Genomic DNA, 15,769 nt, shown 5'->3' with positions numbered 1-15,769 from the left:
CGCGGTGGCGCCGTCCGGGCCCGGCGCCTCCAGGTCGATGAGCAGGCATTCGGCGAGCCGAGCCGGCCCTGGCCCGCGACGCCGACGCCGCGGCCGAAACCCTGACCCGGCACCTCACCCAGACCGCCGCCGCCCTCACCGCCCAGCCCGCCGCCGACGCCGGGCCTCCGGCGGACACCTGACGGCACCGCGCCGACCCGCCGCCATACCGACCCGCCTACGCGAGCGCGCCGCTGGTCATCGCCGGGAACGGCAGCGGGCGGCTGTGCACCACGTCGAGGCGGGTCACGGCGCGGGTCAGCACCACGTACAGGCGGCGCAGGCCTCTCTGCCCGTCCTCGGCTTCGGTGATCGCCGCCGGTTCGACCGCGACGACGTGGTCGTACTCCAGGCCCTTGGCCGCGGTCGCCGGCAGGACGGTGACGCGGGCGGCGAGGTCGTCCGGGCCGGCTGTCGCGATGCCGGCCCGCTCCAGCACCGCGCGCACCCGGTCGGCATCGGCCGCGGCGGCTATCACTCCGATCGAGCCCTCCGCGCCGAGAGCCTCCCGTACGGCGTCCCGGGTCGCGGTGAGGACGTCCGCGGCGGGCAGCATCCGCAGCGCCCCGTCGTGGCGCAGGGAGCGGGCGGCGGGGACGTCGACGTCGAGGTGGCCGAGTACGTGGTTGGCGAGGCCGACCACGGCGGCCGGCACCCGGAAACCGGTGGTGAGCGCCGCGATCTCGGCGTCCGGGCGGCCCAGGTGGGCCAGGAGCGAGGGCCAGTCGCGCGCCGCCCACGGCGTGGTGCCCTGCGCCAGGTCGCCGAGCACCGTCAGCGAGCCGAACTCCGCGCGCCGCGCGATCACCCGCGCCTCCATCGGGGAGAGGTCCTGCGCCTCGTCGACGACGATGTGGCCGTAGCCCTCGGGGCGGTCGAGCAGCCCGGACAGCTCGTCGAGGAGTACGTGGTCGGCGGCGCTCCACTTCGCAGACTTGTGAGACCGCGGCGGCTTCGCCCAGAGCAGCGCCCGCTGTTCTGCGCGGTCCAGGATGCCGTGGGCGGCGCGGGCCAGCTCCCCGGCGTCGGTGAAGAGCGCGGCGAGCACCTCGGCGGGCTTCGCCTTCGGCCAGGCGGCGTCGAGGAAGGCGCCGACCGGCCGGGCCCGGCCGACCCGCTGGGTCCAGGCTGCGGTGACGGTCACGGCCCGGCGCTCGGCCTGCCGTTGGATACGGTCCACGATCCGGCTGCGCACCCGCTCGCGGCCGATCGCGTACGGCGGCTGCTCGTCGCGTACGCCCGCGACGATCTCCGCGAGTTCCGCGGGCGGCACCCGCCACCACGCGGAGCCGTCGCGGACCGCCACCGACTCGGTGATCCCGTCCGCCGACACCCGCCCGTACAGCGCCCGCCGCAGCACCTCGGCCATCCGCACGTCGTGCTTCAGCGCGGCGGCCACCGCGCCGTCCTCCGCGGCGGCCGGTTCGCCGACGAGTTCCCCGACCGTCGACTGCCGCACCCCGGTCTCGCCGAGGGCGGGCAGGACGGCCGAGATGTACGACAGGAACGTGCGGTTCGGGCCGAGGACGAGCAGGCCGCCGCGCTGGATCTGCCGCCCGTAGGTGTAGAGCAGGTACGCGGCGCGGTGCAGTCCGACGGCGGTCTTGCCGGTGCCCGGCGCGCCCTGGACGCAGACGGAGACGCCGAGTCCGCGGCGTACCAGGTCGTCCTGGTCGGGCTGGATGGTGGCGGCGATGTCGCGCATCGGGCCGGTGCGCGGGCGCTCGATCTCGCCGGTCAGGATGGCGCCGCCGGGGGCCGCCTCCGCCGCGGGCCGTTCGTCTTCCAGGCTGGTCAGGTCGTCGGAGTCGCCGGTGCTGCCGGGCGCCCAGCCGAACCGGCGGCGGGTTTCGACGCCCTGCGGGTCCTGCGGGCCGGCCTGGTAGAAGGCGCGCGCGACCGGAGCGCGCCAGTCGACGACGAGGGGCGGGGCGGACGGGCTCTCGGTGATGCGCATCCGGCCGATGTGGTAGCTCTGCCCGGCGTGCTCGCCCGCCTGCCCGGCGTCGTCGCCGAAGTCGAGGCGGCCGAAGAACAGCGGCGCCGGCGGCAGTTCGCGCAGTTCCTTGGCGTGGCTGCGCAGTTCGTAGCCGAGCACTTCGGCGTCGGCGCCGGACGCGGACACGTGCTCGCCGACGGCGACCTGCCGGTCGGCACCCGCGAGCATCGCGTCCAGGGCGGCACGGCAGGTCTCGTGGTAGCGGCGTTCGGCGGCAAGGGATGCCTCGGCGCGGGTGTGCGTGGTGCTCATCCGCCCAACATAACGCAACTCGGTTACATTTTTTACTCGGTTATGCAATGACTGCTCACCCTGGTTCAAGCCCCTTCGCGAGCTGCCGGAACGCCAGTTCAGCCGCCTGTCTGGCGTCCGGCGCCACCGCGTCCGCGCTCTCCCCGTCCGCGATCCGCCGTACGTTCTCCTCCGCGAGAATCCGCTGCACCGCCGCGATCTGCCCCGCCGCGAGCCGGGCCTGCACCGCGGACCCGGCCGGCGACTCGGGGGACCCTCCCGGCGCATCGGCGAGCGCGTCGGCGAGCGCCCGCTCCGAGCGCTCCTGCCAGCCGGCGAGCCGCGCGACCAGGGCCGGCGTCCCGTAGAGGAGCCGCTGGTACGCGATCACCGCCGGGTCGTCGCACAGCCCCGTCACCGGGTCGCGGCGCTCAAGCCCGGCCAGGAAGTGCCGGCGCAGCGCCGCCAGCGGCGACTCGCCCTCCCCGCGGGCCGCCACCACCCGGGCCGCCTCGTCCTGGTGATCGGCGAACCGGTGGAGTACCAGGTCCTCCTTGGACGGGAAGTAGCGGAAGAGCGTCGGTTTCGACACCTCCGCCGCAGCCGCGACCTCCGCCACGGACACCGTGTCGTACCCCCGCTGGAGAAAGAGCCGGATTGCGGTCTCGGAGAGGAGCTGCCGGGTGCGCTGCTTCTTGCGTTCGCGCAGGCCGGGCGCGGGGGTGCCGGGGTTGGTCATGGGGTCGAGGATAGGAGCGTGCGCCGCACCCGCCGGCCGGGGGCGCAGGCGCTACGCCGCCGCCCGTACCGGCTCGTCCGCCCGGCCGCCCCGCACCACCAGCGACATCATCGCCGCCAGCGCGCACAGCCCGCCCGACGCCAGCCACACCATGTCGTACGAGCCCGTCATGTCGCGGGCCACGCCGCCCAGCCAGGCGACCAGCGCGGCGCCGATCTGGTGGGAGGCGAGGACCCAGCCGAAGACGATCGCGCTGTCCTCGCCGAAGTGCTCGCGGCAGAGCGCGAGCGTGGGCGGGACGGTGGCGACCCAGTCGAGGCCGTAGAAGACGATGAAGAAGATCATCGGCGGGTGGATGGACGGGCCGAGCAGCAGCGGCAGGAACATCAGGCTCAGGCCGCGGAGGCCGTAGTAGACGGCGAGCAGCCGGCGGGCGTCGTAGCGGTCGGTGAGCCAGCCGCTGGCGACCGTGCCGATGATGTCGAAGATGCCGACGACCGCGAGGAGCGAGGCGGCAGCGGTCATGGCCATGCCGTGGTCGTGGGCGGAGGGCACGAAGTGGGTGCGGATGATGCCGTTGGTGGACGCCCCGCAGATCGCGAAGGCACCGCACAGGAGCCAGAACGTACCGCTGCGCGAGGCGTTGCGCAGGACGCTCAGCGCGCGGCCCGCGGCGCCGCGCTGGGGCGGGGGCTTGGGGACGAACTCGTCGGAGCCGTAGGGGGCGAGGCCGACGTCGGCGGGGTGGTCGCGCAGCAGGAGCCAGACGAAGGGGACGGCGGCGGCCGAGACCAGCGCGACGGTGACCGTCGCCGGCCGCCAGCCGTGGGTCTCCACGATCCAGGACAGCAGCGGGAGAAAGACGAGCTGGCCGGAGGCGGTGGCGGCGGTGAGGAGGCCGGTGACGAGGCCCTTGTGCTTGACGAACCAGCGGTTGGTGACGGTGGCGGAGAAGGCGAGGGCCATGGAGCCGGTGCCGAGACCGATGAGCAGGCCCCAGTAGAGGATGAGCTGCCAGCTCGCCGTCATCCAGTGGCTGAGGAGGGCGCCGGTGGCGATCATCAGGAGCGCCGCGGCCACCACCCGGCGTATGCCGAAGCGGTCCATGAGCGCGGCGGCGAAGGGGGCGGTAACGCCGTACAGCGTCAGGTTCACCGAGGCCGCGAGGCCGATGGTGCCGCGGGACCAGCCGAACTCGTCGTGGAGAGGACCGATCAGCAGCCCGGGGAGCGCGACGAAGGCGGCGGCGGCCACGACGGTCACGAAGGTCACCGCCGCGACGAACCAGGCGCGGTGCACGCGGCGCCCGGCGGGCCGCTTTATGGGGGCGGGCGCGGGCGCGGCGGTGCCGGGGGCGTCGGTTCCGGTCGCGGTGTCGGTTTCGGTGCCGGCGGAGGGTATGCGTGGCTGCGTCACCCGTAGAGGATCGCCCGGCGATCACACGCGCACGAGTGGCCTGAAGGCCAAGGTATGCAAGGATCGGGCCATGAGCATCGTACAGCCCTCCGCCGCGCTCCCGGACCCGGCCCCGGCGCCCGTCTTCCGGCACCCGGAGCGGCATCCCGTCGCGGTCTTCGTACGGCACGGGATGCTGCCCATCGAGCTGGGGATAGCGCACCGCCTCTTCGGCATGGCGCGCTCCGCGTCGAAAGAGCCGCTCTACGAGGTGGTGACCTGCGCGCTCGCGCCGGGCGAGGTGCGTACGGACACCGATGTGACCGTGACCGTGCGGCACGGTCCTGAGGCGCTGGCCCGGGCCCGTACGGTGATCTTCCCGGCGGCGCACGGGGCGGACGAGACGTACACGCACGGGCGGCTGCCGGACGAACTCGCCGTGGTGCTGGGGCGGGTGCCTCCCGGGGCGCGCGTCGCGTCGATCTGCACCGGCGCCTTCGTGCTGGCCGCCGCCGGGCTGCTGGACGGGCGGCCGGCGACCACCCACTGGGCCCATGGCGACCAGTTCCGGGCGCTCTTCCCGCAGGTGCGCTTCGACCCGGACGTACTGTACGTGGACGACGGCGACGTGCTGACGTCCGCGGGGGTGGCCTCCGGGGTCGACCTGTGCCTGCACATGATCCGGCGCGACCACGGCTCCGCCGTGGCCAACGACGTGGCGCGGCGCACGGTCGTACCGCCGCACCGGGACGGCGGGCAGGCGCAGTTCGTCCGGCGGCCGGTGCCGGAGCCGGCGGTGTCGACAACGGCGAAGGCGCGGGCGTGGGCGCTGGCGCGGCTGCACGAGCCGCTGGCGCTGCGGGACCTGGCGGCGTGCGAGTCGATGTCGGTACGGACGTTCACGCGGCGGTTCCGGGACGAGGTGGGGATGAGCCCGGGGCAGTGGCTGACGGTGCAGCGGGTGGAGCGGGCGCGGCAGTTGCTGGAGGACACGGACCTGCCGGTGGACCGGATCGCGGCGGACGCGGGGTTCGGGACGGCGGCGTCGCTGCGGCAGCACATGCAGACGGCGCTGGGGGTGTCACCCAGCGCGTACCGGCGCACCTTCCGCGCGGAGGGCGGCGGGGTGGCCGCCTGAGGCGGGGGGAGCGTCTGCGGCCGGAGGTTGCTCACGGCCCCCGACTGCCTGAGGCGGGCGTCTGCCTGGTCGGGCGGGAATGTCGGTGCGGCGGCCTACCCTTGGGCGGGTGTGCGGGGGCGTGGGGGTGAAGTCGAAGTGGGGATGTCTGTCAGCGGGTCGTCCGCCTTCGGGGTGTGGATGGCCAAGCCCCCGGCGCCCGCGGCCAGTTCCGGGCGCAGCTCCAGTTCCTCGTCGTAGTCCCCGCCCCGCTCCGTCCGGTACGGGAGCGGGGCCGCCGTCCACAGCCCGTGCAGCCGCTCGTGCAGCGCCGCCGCCACCGGCGGGTAGCCGTCCGGTGTGAGGCGGTCCGCGCCGTAGACGACGAAGGGCGGCAGCGGCGCCATGCCCGTGTAGAAGAACGTGCCGTGGTGCAGCGGCCACAGCACCTCGTCGATGTGTCCGTGGATACCGCGCGGGCCGAACCCCGCCTCGCGGGCGCCGGCCGAGGTGACCACCATGGCGCGCTTGCCCGCCAGGCCCCCGTCCCCGTACCGGCGCGTCCGGCCCTCCGGGTCCTTCACCTTGGACGCGAGCCCCTGGACGAGCACCCGGTCGAACCAGCCCTTGAGGATCGCCGGCGGCCCGAACCACCACAGCGGGAAGTGCACGACCAGCGCGTCCGCCCACGCCAGCTTCTCGTGCTCGGCGGCGATGTCGGGGCGCACGGTCCCGGCCCGCCAGGCGTCCTCCTGGGCGTCGCCGACGAGGAAGCGCCCGGCGGCGCCCTCGGCGGCGGGGCCGGGGTAGTCGTCCGCGTCGAGTACGGGCTTGAAGCCCATGGCGTACAGATCGCTCTGCCGGACCTCGTGGCCCGCGGCGCGCAGGGCGCGGATGCCGTCGTCGCGGAGTGCGGCGTTCAGGGAGCGGCGTTCGGGGTGGGCGAAGAGCCAGAGGACGTTCATGCGTCGAGCCTCGCGCCGCGCCGGGCCCCGGACGAGAGCCGTATCGCCAACATTCGCAAGGATCGCGCCACGACCGCCCGGGTCACCCTCTCCGCTACGGGAGAGGGTCGAGTGGCGGTGCGCCCGTGCAACCCCGAGCCCTGCACGGCGAACCGCCACCCGGCATCGGCGGATGGGGACTTGCGCCGGATGCACGACCCGCCTTCGCCAAGGGCGTCCGACCGGCCGGCGGCCCTCGGCGTCCCCTCACAACGAATCGCTGCCCACCAGGGTGATCAGGACCGTACGACTCGTCAACACCTGTTCGGTACCGGAGGTGTCACGTGCTGTTCGTGCCGGCGCGTGCGTGTTCGTGTGCGCCTGCGAGGAGCGCGCCCTCCGCGCCGTCCGCGCGCTCCCCCGGTGGCGGGGTGAGCGCGCAACCGCGGTCGATCTCGCACCAGATGACCTTGCCGAATCCTTCCGCCTGCCAGCCCCAGCGGTCGGCGATGGCGTCGACCAGCTCCAGCCCCCTGCCGTGCGTCTCGTACTCCTGCGCGCGCCGCTGCCGCGGCGGGGCGGCGCAGGTGTCGACGACCTCCACCCGGTACGGGCCGCAGTCCGCGGGCGAGGCGGGAAGGGCGAGGCGGAGCTCGGCGGGGCGGTCGGTGTGCACGACGGCGTTGGTGACGAGCTCCGAGACGAGCATCACCAGCGACTCGGCGTACGGCTCGTCGGCCGGCACCCCGGTCCACGCCAGTCGTGCCCGAGTCCACCGCCTGGCCCGGCCGACCTCGACGGGGTCGGGCCACACCTTGAGCTGAACCTGCAGGGTCTGCACCGCTCACACCATCCTCGGGATCACGTTGCGTGATCTCTCTGCCGTCCAGGATGATTGACGTAGCGTCACGACAACAAGCGCTTCGGGCATATCCCAGCGCGAAAGAGTGCGTGTGCGGCATACTGTGCGACGCTCGCACCCAACAGTCGAACGCCGGTCCGGCTTCGACCACTCATGCTGCTGTGACCTTGTACGAGTCCGGCAAGTCCGCACCGCCGCGGCCGCCGATCCGCGGGCCGCGGGTCCGGGTCGCCGCATGACAACTCGCACCCGATGAAGGGTAGTGGAGTCGGGGCCGACTTCGCTGCGTAACGGAAGAGTTCGCCCAAGCGTGTTGGAACTCTCCCTAGTTTCAGCACTCTCCGTAGTCGAATCCGGGTCCCGGGGAGCGGGGAGAGGGTTCGGGGCGGCCGGCCGCGGGCCGAGTCCCGCCACCAACCGCGCCGGCACGGGGCCGCGCCCCGTCCGGGAACAGTTCCCCGGCTACGCCGAAAGCGGCTCAGCCGTGCCGCTCGTCGCGTCGTCCACGTCCGCGTACACCGCGAACAACCGCCGTACGCCCAGCGCCGCGAACACCCGGTTCACGTGCGCCCCGCCGGCGACCGCGGTCCCCGCCACGCCCCCGGACGCGCCCACCCCGCCGTCCGCCGGCAGGATCAGGCGGAACTCGCCGCCGCAGGAACTCAGCAGCCGGCGTGCCGCGATGAGGACGCCGACGCCGCTGGAGTCGCAGAAGCGGACCGCGGAGAGGTCGAGGACGAGGCGGCGGCGGCCCTCGGCGACGGCGTCGTGCACGTGCTGCCGTACGCGGGGCGAGGTGACCAGGTCCAGCTCGCCGGAGACCCACAGGACGTACCAGTCGCCTCGGTTGTCGGTGGTCACCTGCAGCAAAGACACCCGGTCGCAGTCCTTCCGTCGCCTGTCAGCCTGTCGCGCCCGCTCGTCCGTCCGGTTCCGCCCGCTTGTGTCTGCCCTGTGGTTCGTGTCACCTGCTGTGCCCACGGCGCACAAGATGAAACACCGACCCTATGCGCAATCGCCCCACGCGTCCCCCGCATTCCGGTCAGCGGTGGATAACCGTTGGCAATTCGTTGCCTTCTGTTGCACCTCATGCGGTACAGATAGCGTTCCGAGGGCGTGCGCCCCCACCGCCCGGCGCTACATTCGTTGACACCGGTAACCAGGGGCGGGCGACGGATGGGGGGCGCATGGCGCACGGCACCGGACCGCACGGCACCGGACAGGGGCCCACCCCGCCCCGCTGGAACCGCAAGATGCAGCAGCGGCTCGCGCGTGGCGAAGCCGCCGCGCTGAGTGAGCTGTACGACCGCTTCGGACCCCTCGTCTACGGCCTCGCGCTGCGCGTGCTGGAGAACGAGGAGGAGGCGAACGGCGTGCTGTGCGAGGTGTTCTCCTACGTCTGGCAGCACCCGGACGCGTACGACCCGAAGCGCGGCCAACTGCGCTCCTTCCTGGCCGGGCTGGCGCACAAGCACGCCGTGCGGCGGCTGCGCTGGGCCGTGATCCAGGCAGGCGCGGCCGGTGAGATCGAGGACAGCGAGGAGCGCATCCGCGCCGTGTCCATCGCCGCCCGCGCCGACTACCTCGTCACGTCCATGCCCGAACCGCTGCGCGCCGCGCTGGAGCTGGCGTACTTCAAGCGCCGCGACTACCGCCAGACCGCCGCCGAACTCGGCGTCTCCGCCGACGAGGCCCGCCGCCGGCTGCGCCTGGGACTGCAACTGCTGGCCACCGCACACACCGAGGACGGGCGGCCCACGTGAGCGCCGGCCCTGACGACCACGGCCGGCTGAAGTCCCTCCTCGGCGCGTGGGCGCTGGCGGCCTGCGCACCCGAGGAGACCGCCGCCGTGGAGGCGCACTTGACCGACTGCGCGCCCTGCGCCGACGAAGCGCTACGGCTGCGCGATGCCGTACGCCTCCTGCACCCGCACGACAACCTCGACATGGACCCGTCCCTGCGCAGCCGGGTGCTGGACCTGTGCCTGACGCGGCGGATGCCGGGGATCCCGATGCCGGTCTGGACGGTGCCGTACGACGCCGAGGCGGCCCGGCTCGACGCGCTGCTGGCCGACATGGGCGAGGCGGACTGGGGCGCTCCGGTGCGGCTCGCGTGGTACGCCGACGACCGGCCGGCGGTGCGCGAGACGTCCGTGGCCGGCGTGATCGGCCATCTCCTGGCCGTCGACGGGCTGCTGGCCCTCGCGCTCGGCCTCCGCGACCCGCTCGCCAAGGACGCGCCCGCCGGCGGGGCGCAGCCGCGCACGGTCGCCTCCCCCGCCGAGCGCACCGAGGCGCTGTGGCGGGAGGCCGGCTCGTCGTACGCGGAACAGCAGTCGCTCGCACGGGAGTTCCGGCGCAGGCACGCCAGCACGATGCGCGGGGAGTGGCGGGACCAGACGTACAAGCTGATACGGACCGCGGGGTTCGCGGGCTCCGGCGTCGCCGACGTGCCCGTACCGTACGGCGGCGGGACGGGGCTGCCGCTGCGCGACGCCTTCGTGGACCGGGCCTTCGCGTGCTGGATGCACGCCTGGGACATCGCGGAGGCCGTGGACTACCCGTACGTACCGCCGACGCCGGAGCACATGCACCTCATGGTCGACCTCGCGGCGCGGCTGCTGCCGCAGACGCTGGCGGACCGGCGCCGCTCGGGGCGCGCGGCGCCGCCGCGCACGCTGGTGGCCGCGGGTGCGCCGGGGCGGACGCTGCACCTGGAGGTGGAGGGCAAGGGCGGCGGGAACTGGTATCTGCCGCTGGACTCGCCCGCCGCGATCGCGGGGCCGGAGCGGACGGTGGCCCATGTGGCGCTGGAGGACCTGGAGTTCTGCCGGCTGGCGGCGGGGCACGTGTCGCCCGAGGACGCGGCGGCCGGGCGTGACGGGGAGCTGGAGGCGGTGGACGAGTTCCTGTACGCGACGGCGGCACTGTCGCGGCTGTAGCGCGTGCCCAGCGCGCCGCTGCGCGAAGACCCGCCGCGCGAGGACCCGCTACGCGAAGACCACCGTGCGCGTGCCGTTCAGCAGCACCCGGTGCTCGCTGTGCCACTTCACCGCCCGCGCCAGCGCCTGGCACTCCACGTCCCGGCCGACCGCCACCAACTGCTCCGGCGTCACCTCGTGCCCGACCCGCTCGACCTCCTGCTCGATGATCGGGCCCTCGTCGAGATCCGCGGTCACGTAGTGCGCGGTGGCGCCGATCAGCTTGACCCCGCGCGCGTGCGCCTGGTGGTACGGCTTGGCGCCCTTGAAGCTCGGCAGGAAGGAGTGGTGGATGTTGATGATCCGCCCCTCCAACTGCTTGCACACGTCGTCGGAGATCACCTGCATGTAGCGCGCGAGCACCACCAGCTCGACGTCCTCGGCCCGGACCAGCTCCAGCAGCCGCTGCTCCGCCTGCGCCTTGGTGTCCTTGGTGACCGGCAGGTGGTGGAACGGGATGCCGTAGGAGCCGACCAGCTCCTCGAAGTCGGTGTGGTTGGAGACCACGGCCGCAATCTCCACCGGCAGCGCGCCGATGCGGGCGCGGAACAGCAGGTCGTTCAGGCAGTGCCCGAACTTGCTGACCATGAGCAGCACCCGCATCCGCGTGCCCTGCTCGTGGATCTGCCAGTCCATCCCCCACGACTCCGCCACCGCCGCGAAGCTGGCCCGCAGCTTCTCGACGTTCGCCTGCGCCTCGGCCGAGAAGTGCACCCGCATGAAGAACAGGCCGGTGGTGGGGTCGCCGTACTGCTGGCTGTCCTCGATGTTGCAGTCCGTCATGAAGAGGTAGCTGGAGACTGCATGCACGATGCCCTTTTTGTCCGGGCAGGACAGCGTCAGCACGTACTCGCTCATGGGCCTACGATCCCACACCCGTCAGGCGGCACCCGTCATGATCGCCAGCACTTCGAGGGAGCGCGGCGGGGCGTCGGGGTCCTCACCGTCGTTCTCCGCGAGCCGCACGTGCGCCTCACGCGCCGCGCGCACGGCCTCGGGCCAGGCGTGGTTCTCCATGTACGCGGAGACCGGCGAGTCGGCGCCGACCTGGTGCATGATGCGCAGCACCCGCAGCACGGCGACGTCCACGAGCGCGGCCTCGCGGGAGTCGCGGAAGATCGTGCCGACGTACTTCTCCGCCGACCAGTTGTCCAGCCAGGTGTCCTCGACGAGGCGGTAGACGGCGTCGGTGACGTCCCCGTACCCCGCTGTCCCCGCCGCCCAGTACTCCCGCTGGAAACCGGGGTCGGAGAGCATGTGCAGCGCGGAGCGCACATTGGCGCGCCAGCGCCACCACGGCATGTCGTTGATGGGCATGGGGACCATGGTGGAGTAACGGCGGGCGCGGCGGGAAGCCCTTTCACCGACCGTACCGGCGCCGTCCCCGACCGTGCCGCTCACGGGGCTCACAGATCCGTCGCCGCCCGTCGCGTGAGGCCGTACTCGTCGGCGATCGGGTTCCAGAGCCCGGCGGCCTCCTCCTTGGCGGTGGTGGCCTCGCCGCTGGACGCGTTGCCCGCCGACAGGTGGTTCCCGCCGCCGCCGCACTTCCTGCCGCGCTTGGCGGTGTCGGCCCAGTCCGCGTAGTGGTCGTCGGCGGAGGCGCTGGCGTTCCAGGCGTCGGTGAGCGAGCGGGTCAGCTCCTGGTGGGACGGGAGTTCGTCGACGGTCAGGTCCGAGAGCCGGGTGACGAGGTCGCGGCGCTGGCCGGCCGCGTCGCGCAGGTCCCTGGCGGCCTTGTCGAGCGCCTTGCACTGGCGGATGTTCTCGACCGAGCTGATGACCGCGTCGCGGCTGTCGTTGCTCTCGGCGAGCAGCGCGTCCAGCTCCTTGGCCTGCTTCTCCGCGGGGTCGTCCTCGACCGGCTCCGCGCTGCCGCCGTCGCCGTCGTCCTTGCCGCCCGGGTCCTGGTCGGCGCTGGCGCTCGGAGTGGCGCCGCTGGCGGTGTCGCCGCCGCCGTCGCCGCTGCTGAGCAGCCAGCCGGCGGTGATGCCGACGGCGGCGCAGGCGGCGGTGCCGATGGCGATGGCGGCCCAGCGGGGGATGCCGCCGCGGCGGTCGTCGTCCTCGTCGTAGTAGGGGCCGGCAGGACCGCCGGGGCCGTTGCCGTACGGGCCGGGGGGCGGGCCGCCGGGGTGGGCGCCGGGGGCGTCGGGTCCGGGGTAGCCGTAGCCGGGGCGGTGGGCGGGGCCGGGGGCGCCGTGGCCCTGGGCGGGGTACGGGCCGGCGGGCGGGGCGCCGGGGCCGGTGGGGCCGCCGGGACCGGCCGGGCCTGCTGCGGAGACGGGCGGGAGCCTTTGCGTGGCGCCGGGGTCGCCCGCGGACGGGCCGCCGGGGCCGCCCGGGGCCGCGTCGCGGAACAGGCCCTCGAACTGCGTGTGCACCGGCGCCGCGTGCCGGGCCGAGCGTGGGGAGTCGTCCTCGAAGGGCGGCTGCATCGACGGCTGTGCCGACGGCTGTGCGGCCGGCTGGGCCGGGGGCTGGGCGGGCGGGGCGCCGGGGTGCGGGGGCGGCTGCCCGCCGGCGGCCTGCGCGGCGTGGGCGCCGGCGAACGGCGGGATGAGCTGGGTGGCGTCGGCGTCGGCACCGTCCCCGGGTCTCTGCTGCGGGGCGGCGGCGACCGGGGGTATGAGCTGGGTCGCGGCCCCGTCGTCCGCCAGGCCCGGCGGCGGGCCGGCGGGCGGCTGGTGCGGGGGGCCGCCGTACGGCGGCTGGGCGGCGGCGCCGGGCACCGGGCCCGTACCGGCGGGGCCCGCGGCAAGATCAGCGGCAGGGTCAGCGGCTCCCGGCGCTCCCGGCGTGGCCGCCAGCGGCCAGGGCTGCTGATCCGCCGGAGGAGCCGGGGGCGCGGCCGGCGGGGCGCCCGCCGGACGCGGGCGCTCCGGCCGGTTGCCGAGGTGACGTATCTGCTGCGTCGACTCGTCCTCGGTCTCCGCGGCTGCCGCGGCCGGCGACGGGGACAGATCCTGTGCAGCCCACCACGGCTCGCCGCCCGGGGGCGGCCCGGCGCCGTCCGACGCGGGGGGCACCGCTCCCGCGCGCTCCTCGCGCCGGGGCTCGCTGCCGTGTCCGTTGTGGGTCACCGGGACTCCAAGCTGGGTATGGACTCTGACCGTCCGGACACTACCTGCTCGGTGCCACGGTGAGCCAAGAGCCCAGCGCATGGCACCGGGCGGTGAACTCCCGCACCGCCGGATCGGCTTCGTACGGCTCCAGGCTCTGTGCCAGCCGCGCCAGTTCGGCCGCCGCCCGGCCCGAGGCGAGCCCGTCGAGCAGCCGCAGCGCCCGCGCCCCCGTACGGCACGCCTGCGCCGGCTCGCGCCGCCCGCTCTGCGCCCTCCCCAGCGCCGCGAGCGCCAGGCAGCGCAGCCGCACCGACGACTCCGGCAGCCCGCCGAGCGCCTCCTCCGCACGCCGCTGCGCGGCCTCGTACCGGCCCAGCTCCAGCAGGCTGCATGCCAACTCGTAGGCGAGCGCGGCGCGGCCGAAGCGGGCCAGCCACGCCGGTTCGCGCCCGCGCGCGGGGTCGCGCGGGTCACGCCCGAGATCCCGTACGCCGCCGGCCGCGCCCGCCGCGCCGCCCTCGCGCGGTCCGCCCGACTCCGCCTGCTCCATCGCCGCCCGCGCCCGCGCCGCCGCCTCCCGGAACGCCCCCTCGTCGCCGAGCCCCGCCGCCCCGCGCGCCTCCGCGGCGCTGAACAGCGCCTCGGCGCGCGGCGGCACGCGGTCGCGGGTGCCCTCGCGGGCGGTACGGGCCAACTGGACGACCTCGCGGTGGTTGCCCAGCGCGGCGGCCAGCCGGCTCATGCCGGCGGCCAGGACGTACCCGCCGAAGGCGCGGTCGCCGGCCGCGTCGGCGAGGCGCAGGGCCTGGACGTAGTAGCGCTGGGAGACGCCCGGCAGGCCGGTGTCGGCGGCCATGCCGCCGGCCAGCTCGGTCATCCGGGCGGCGGCGGCGAGGAGTTCGCGGCCGACCGTGTCGTCGTAGCGCCCGCCGAGCAGGCCGGAGACGACGGAGTTGAGGTAGTGCACGGTCACCGGCCGGTAGTGGCCGCTGCCGTAGCGGCGGTCGAGGGCGGCGAGCGTGGCGGTGGTGTCCCGTACGGCCGTCACGTCGGTACGGGTGACGGGGCGGCCCGAGGTGCGGGCCAGCGGCGGCCCCGGCGCGCTGATCAGCCAGTCGCGGCTGGGCTCGACGAGCGCGGAGGCCACGGGGGTCGCGCGGGTCAGCACCTCGCGCCGGCCCACGTCGGCGCGCCACAGCTCGCAGACCTGCTCCACGGCGGCGGTGGCGGTCGGGGCGTAGACGAGACCCAGCGCGGTGCCGGAGTGCCGGGAGTCGGCCATGCCGACCTCGTCCAGGGTGACCGCGCGGCCGAGCTTGCGGCCCAGCGCCTCGGCGATCATCGCGGGCGCCTGGCCGCGGGGGCGCTGGCCGCGCAGCCAGCGGGCCACGGAGGTCTTGTCGTAGCGCAGGTCGAGGCCGTGTTCACGGCCGCACATGTTGACGCGGCGGGCCAGCCCCGCGTTGGAGCAGCCGGCCTCTTCGATCACCACCTGAAGTCGTACGTTGGGCGTGCGTGCCTCGATTGGCCTGGCGGCCATGGGTAGTCCTCCCTCAGGGGGCCGTGCTCGGCCGGTTCCTGCCGGAACCGCCAGGAGATCATTTCCCGTGAAATAACCGGAAAACGCCATGACCCCTCCCGCGCATCCGTGCGCCCCGCTGCCGGAACGTTGCTGCGGCCGAACCCTCGGAGGGCCCGTAACCCCTGCTCACGCCGGGAGTTGAGTCGTTCGTGAACGAGATACTGGGAGTGCCGGCGACGCACGAGGAACTACTGTCCGCAGCGCTGCAGTACGCGGCGGACCGGCACTGGGACGTCGTGCCGGGCACCTGGCTGGAGACCGACGACGAGAGCGGAGCACAGCGGTGCTCCTGCGGTGATGTGCGGTGCCATGCGCCGGGCGCGCACCCCGCGCGGCGGGACTGGAAGGCAGCCGCAACGGCCAGCGCCACCACCCTGCGCCGCATGTGGCAGCAGCATCCGCGGGCGGCCGTACTGCTGCCCACCGGGCGGGCGTTCGACGTCGTGGACGTCGCGGAGGACGCCGGCTGCCTGGCGCTGGCCCGGCTGGAGCGGGACCGCACGGACCTGGGGCCGGTGGCGGCGACGCCGGACCGGCGGATCTGCTTCTTCGTCCTGCCAGGCGCCACGGCGAAGGTGATCGACCGGCTGCACGCGCTGGGCTACGCCTCATCGGCGCCCCTGGACCTGGCGGTACGGGGCGAGGGCGACTGGACGGCGGCACCGCCGACGCGGGTCGGGGCGAGCGGGCGGGTGCAGTGGGTGCGGCGGCCGACGGTGGCGAACGCGTGGCTGCCGGACGTGGACGACCTGATCACCACCCTGGCGTACGCCTGCGGGCGGGAACGCATCGCCGCCCGGCGGGCATAGGGCGGGG

The 15,769-nt window shown here is 74.6% G+C and carries 14 protein-coding genes; 4 read left to right on the top strand and 10 right to left on the bottom strand.

Features of this window, described 5'->3' with window-relative positions; genetic code table 11:
- Positions 1–217: 217 nt before the first annotated feature.
- The 3 genes from B124_RS05110 to B124_RS05100 are packed head-to-tail and all read right to left on the bottom strand — an operon-like array spanning position 218 to position 4,409.
- Positions 218–2,290 carry a HelD family protein gene (locus B124_RS05110; protein WP_496501423.1) on the bottom strand — a complete coding sequence of 691 codons (2,073 nt, stop codon included), beginning with the start codon at positions 2,288–2,290 and terminating at the stop codon, positions 218–220.
- Positions 2,291–2,345: 55 nt separating this feature from the next.
- A complete protein-coding gene (locus tag B124_RS05105) occupies positions 2,346–3,008 on the bottom strand; it encodes a TetR/AcrR family transcriptional regulator (protein ID WP_496501422.1) in 663 nt (220 codons plus the stop codon).
- Positions 3,009–3,059: 51 nt separating this feature from the next.
- A complete protein-coding gene (locus B124_RS05100; RefSeq protein WP_496501559.1) occupies positions 3,060–4,409 on the bottom strand; it encodes an MFS transporter in 1,350 nt (449 codons plus the stop codon).
- Positions 4,410–4,494: 85 nt separating this feature from the next.
- On the opposite strand from B124_RS05100, the gene B124_RS05095 reads away from it, so the two are divergent.
- The gene (locus B124_RS05095) at positions 4,495–5,541 is read left to right on the top strand and encodes a GlxA family transcriptional regulator (protein ID WP_496501421.1); all 1,047 of its coding nucleotides are present in this window, start codon (positions 4,495–4,497) and stop codon (positions 5,539–5,541) included.
- A 95-nt stretch (positions 5,542–5,636) separates the two neighbouring features.
- On the opposite strand, the gene B124_RS05090 is transcribed toward B124_RS05095, so the two are convergent.
- The 3 genes from B124_RS05090 to B124_RS05080 form a co-directional block, all read right to left on the bottom strand.
- The gene (locus B124_RS05090; protein ID WP_496501420.1) at positions 5,637–6,485 is read right to left on the bottom strand and encodes an NAD(P)H-dependent oxidoreductase; all 849 of its coding nucleotides are present in this window, start codon (positions 6,483–6,485) and stop codon (positions 5,637–5,639) included.
- A gap of 319 nt (positions 6,486–6,804) precedes the next feature.
- The gene (locus tag B124_RS05085; protein WP_496501419.1) at positions 6,805–7,305 is read right to left on the bottom strand and encodes an ATP-binding protein; all 501 of its coding nucleotides are present in this window, start codon (positions 7,303–7,305) and stop codon (positions 6,805–6,807) included.
- A 483-nt stretch (positions 7,306–7,788) separates the two neighbouring features.
- On the bottom strand, positions 7,789–8,196 hold the full coding sequence (locus B124_RS05080; RefSeq protein WP_496501558.1) for an STAS domain-containing protein: 408 nt from the start codon (positions 8,194–8,196) through the stop codon (positions 7,789–7,791).
- 317 nt (positions 8,197–8,513) lie between these two features.
- Here B124_RS05080 and B124_RS05075 point away from each other — a divergent pair, with 317 nt between their 5' ends.
- Positions 8,514–9,089, top strand: coding sequence for a sigma-70 family RNA polymerase sigma factor (locus B124_RS05075; protein WP_496501418.1), 576 nt, complete (start codon positions 8,514–8,516; stop codon positions 9,087–9,089).
- A complete protein-coding gene (locus tag B124_RS05070; RefSeq protein WP_496501417.1) occupies positions 9,086–10,267 on the top strand; it encodes a zf-HC2 domain-containing protein in 1,182 nt (393 codons plus the stop codon). The genes B124_RS05075 and B124_RS05070 overlap by 4 nt, the downstream gene beginning before the upstream one ends.
- Positions 10,268–10,315: 48 nt before the next feature.
- Here the strand turns inward: B124_RS05070 and purU are convergent, their stop codons facing one another.
- The 4 genes from purU to B124_RS05050 all read right to left on the bottom strand — a co-directional run bounded on the left by purU (position 10,316) and on the right by B124_RS05050 (position 14,911).
- Positions 10,316–11,164, bottom strand: coding sequence for a formyltetrahydrofolate deformylase (gene purU, locus B124_RS05065; protein ID WP_496501416.1), 849 nt, complete (start codon positions 11,162–11,164; stop codon positions 10,316–10,318).
- 21 nt (positions 11,165–11,185) lie between these two features.
- On the bottom strand, positions 11,186–11,623 hold the full coding sequence (locus B124_RS05060) for an SCO4402 family protein (RefSeq protein WP_496501415.1): 438 nt from the start codon (positions 11,621–11,623) through the stop codon (positions 11,186–11,188).
- Between the two features lie 89 nt (positions 11,624–11,712).
- Positions 11,713–13,389, bottom strand: coding sequence for a hypothetical protein (locus B124_RS05055; protein WP_496501414.1), 1,677 nt, complete (start codon positions 13,387–13,389; stop codon positions 11,713–11,715).
- Positions 13,390–13,429: 40 nt separating this feature from the next.
- Entirely contained in the window at positions 13,430–14,911 is a 1,482-nt protein-coding gene (locus B124_RS05050) for an NsdA family TPR-like regulatory protein (protein WP_496501413.1), read from the bottom strand.
- 191 nt (positions 14,912–15,102) lie between these two features.
- On the opposite strand from B124_RS05050, the gene B124_RS05045 reads away from it, so the two are divergent.
- Complete coding sequence (locus B124_RS05045; RefSeq protein ID WP_496501412.1) at positions 15,103–15,762, top strand: bifunctional DNA primase/polymerase; 660 nt, start codon at positions 15,103–15,105, stop codon at positions 15,760–15,762.
- Positions 15,763–15,769: the final 7 nt, after the last annotated feature.

This window comes from Streptomyces sp. CNP082 (genome assembly GCF_059570535.1).
The sequence above is the reverse complement of the archived record's forward strand: the minus strand, read 5'-3'. Positions and strand labels throughout refer to the sequence as shown.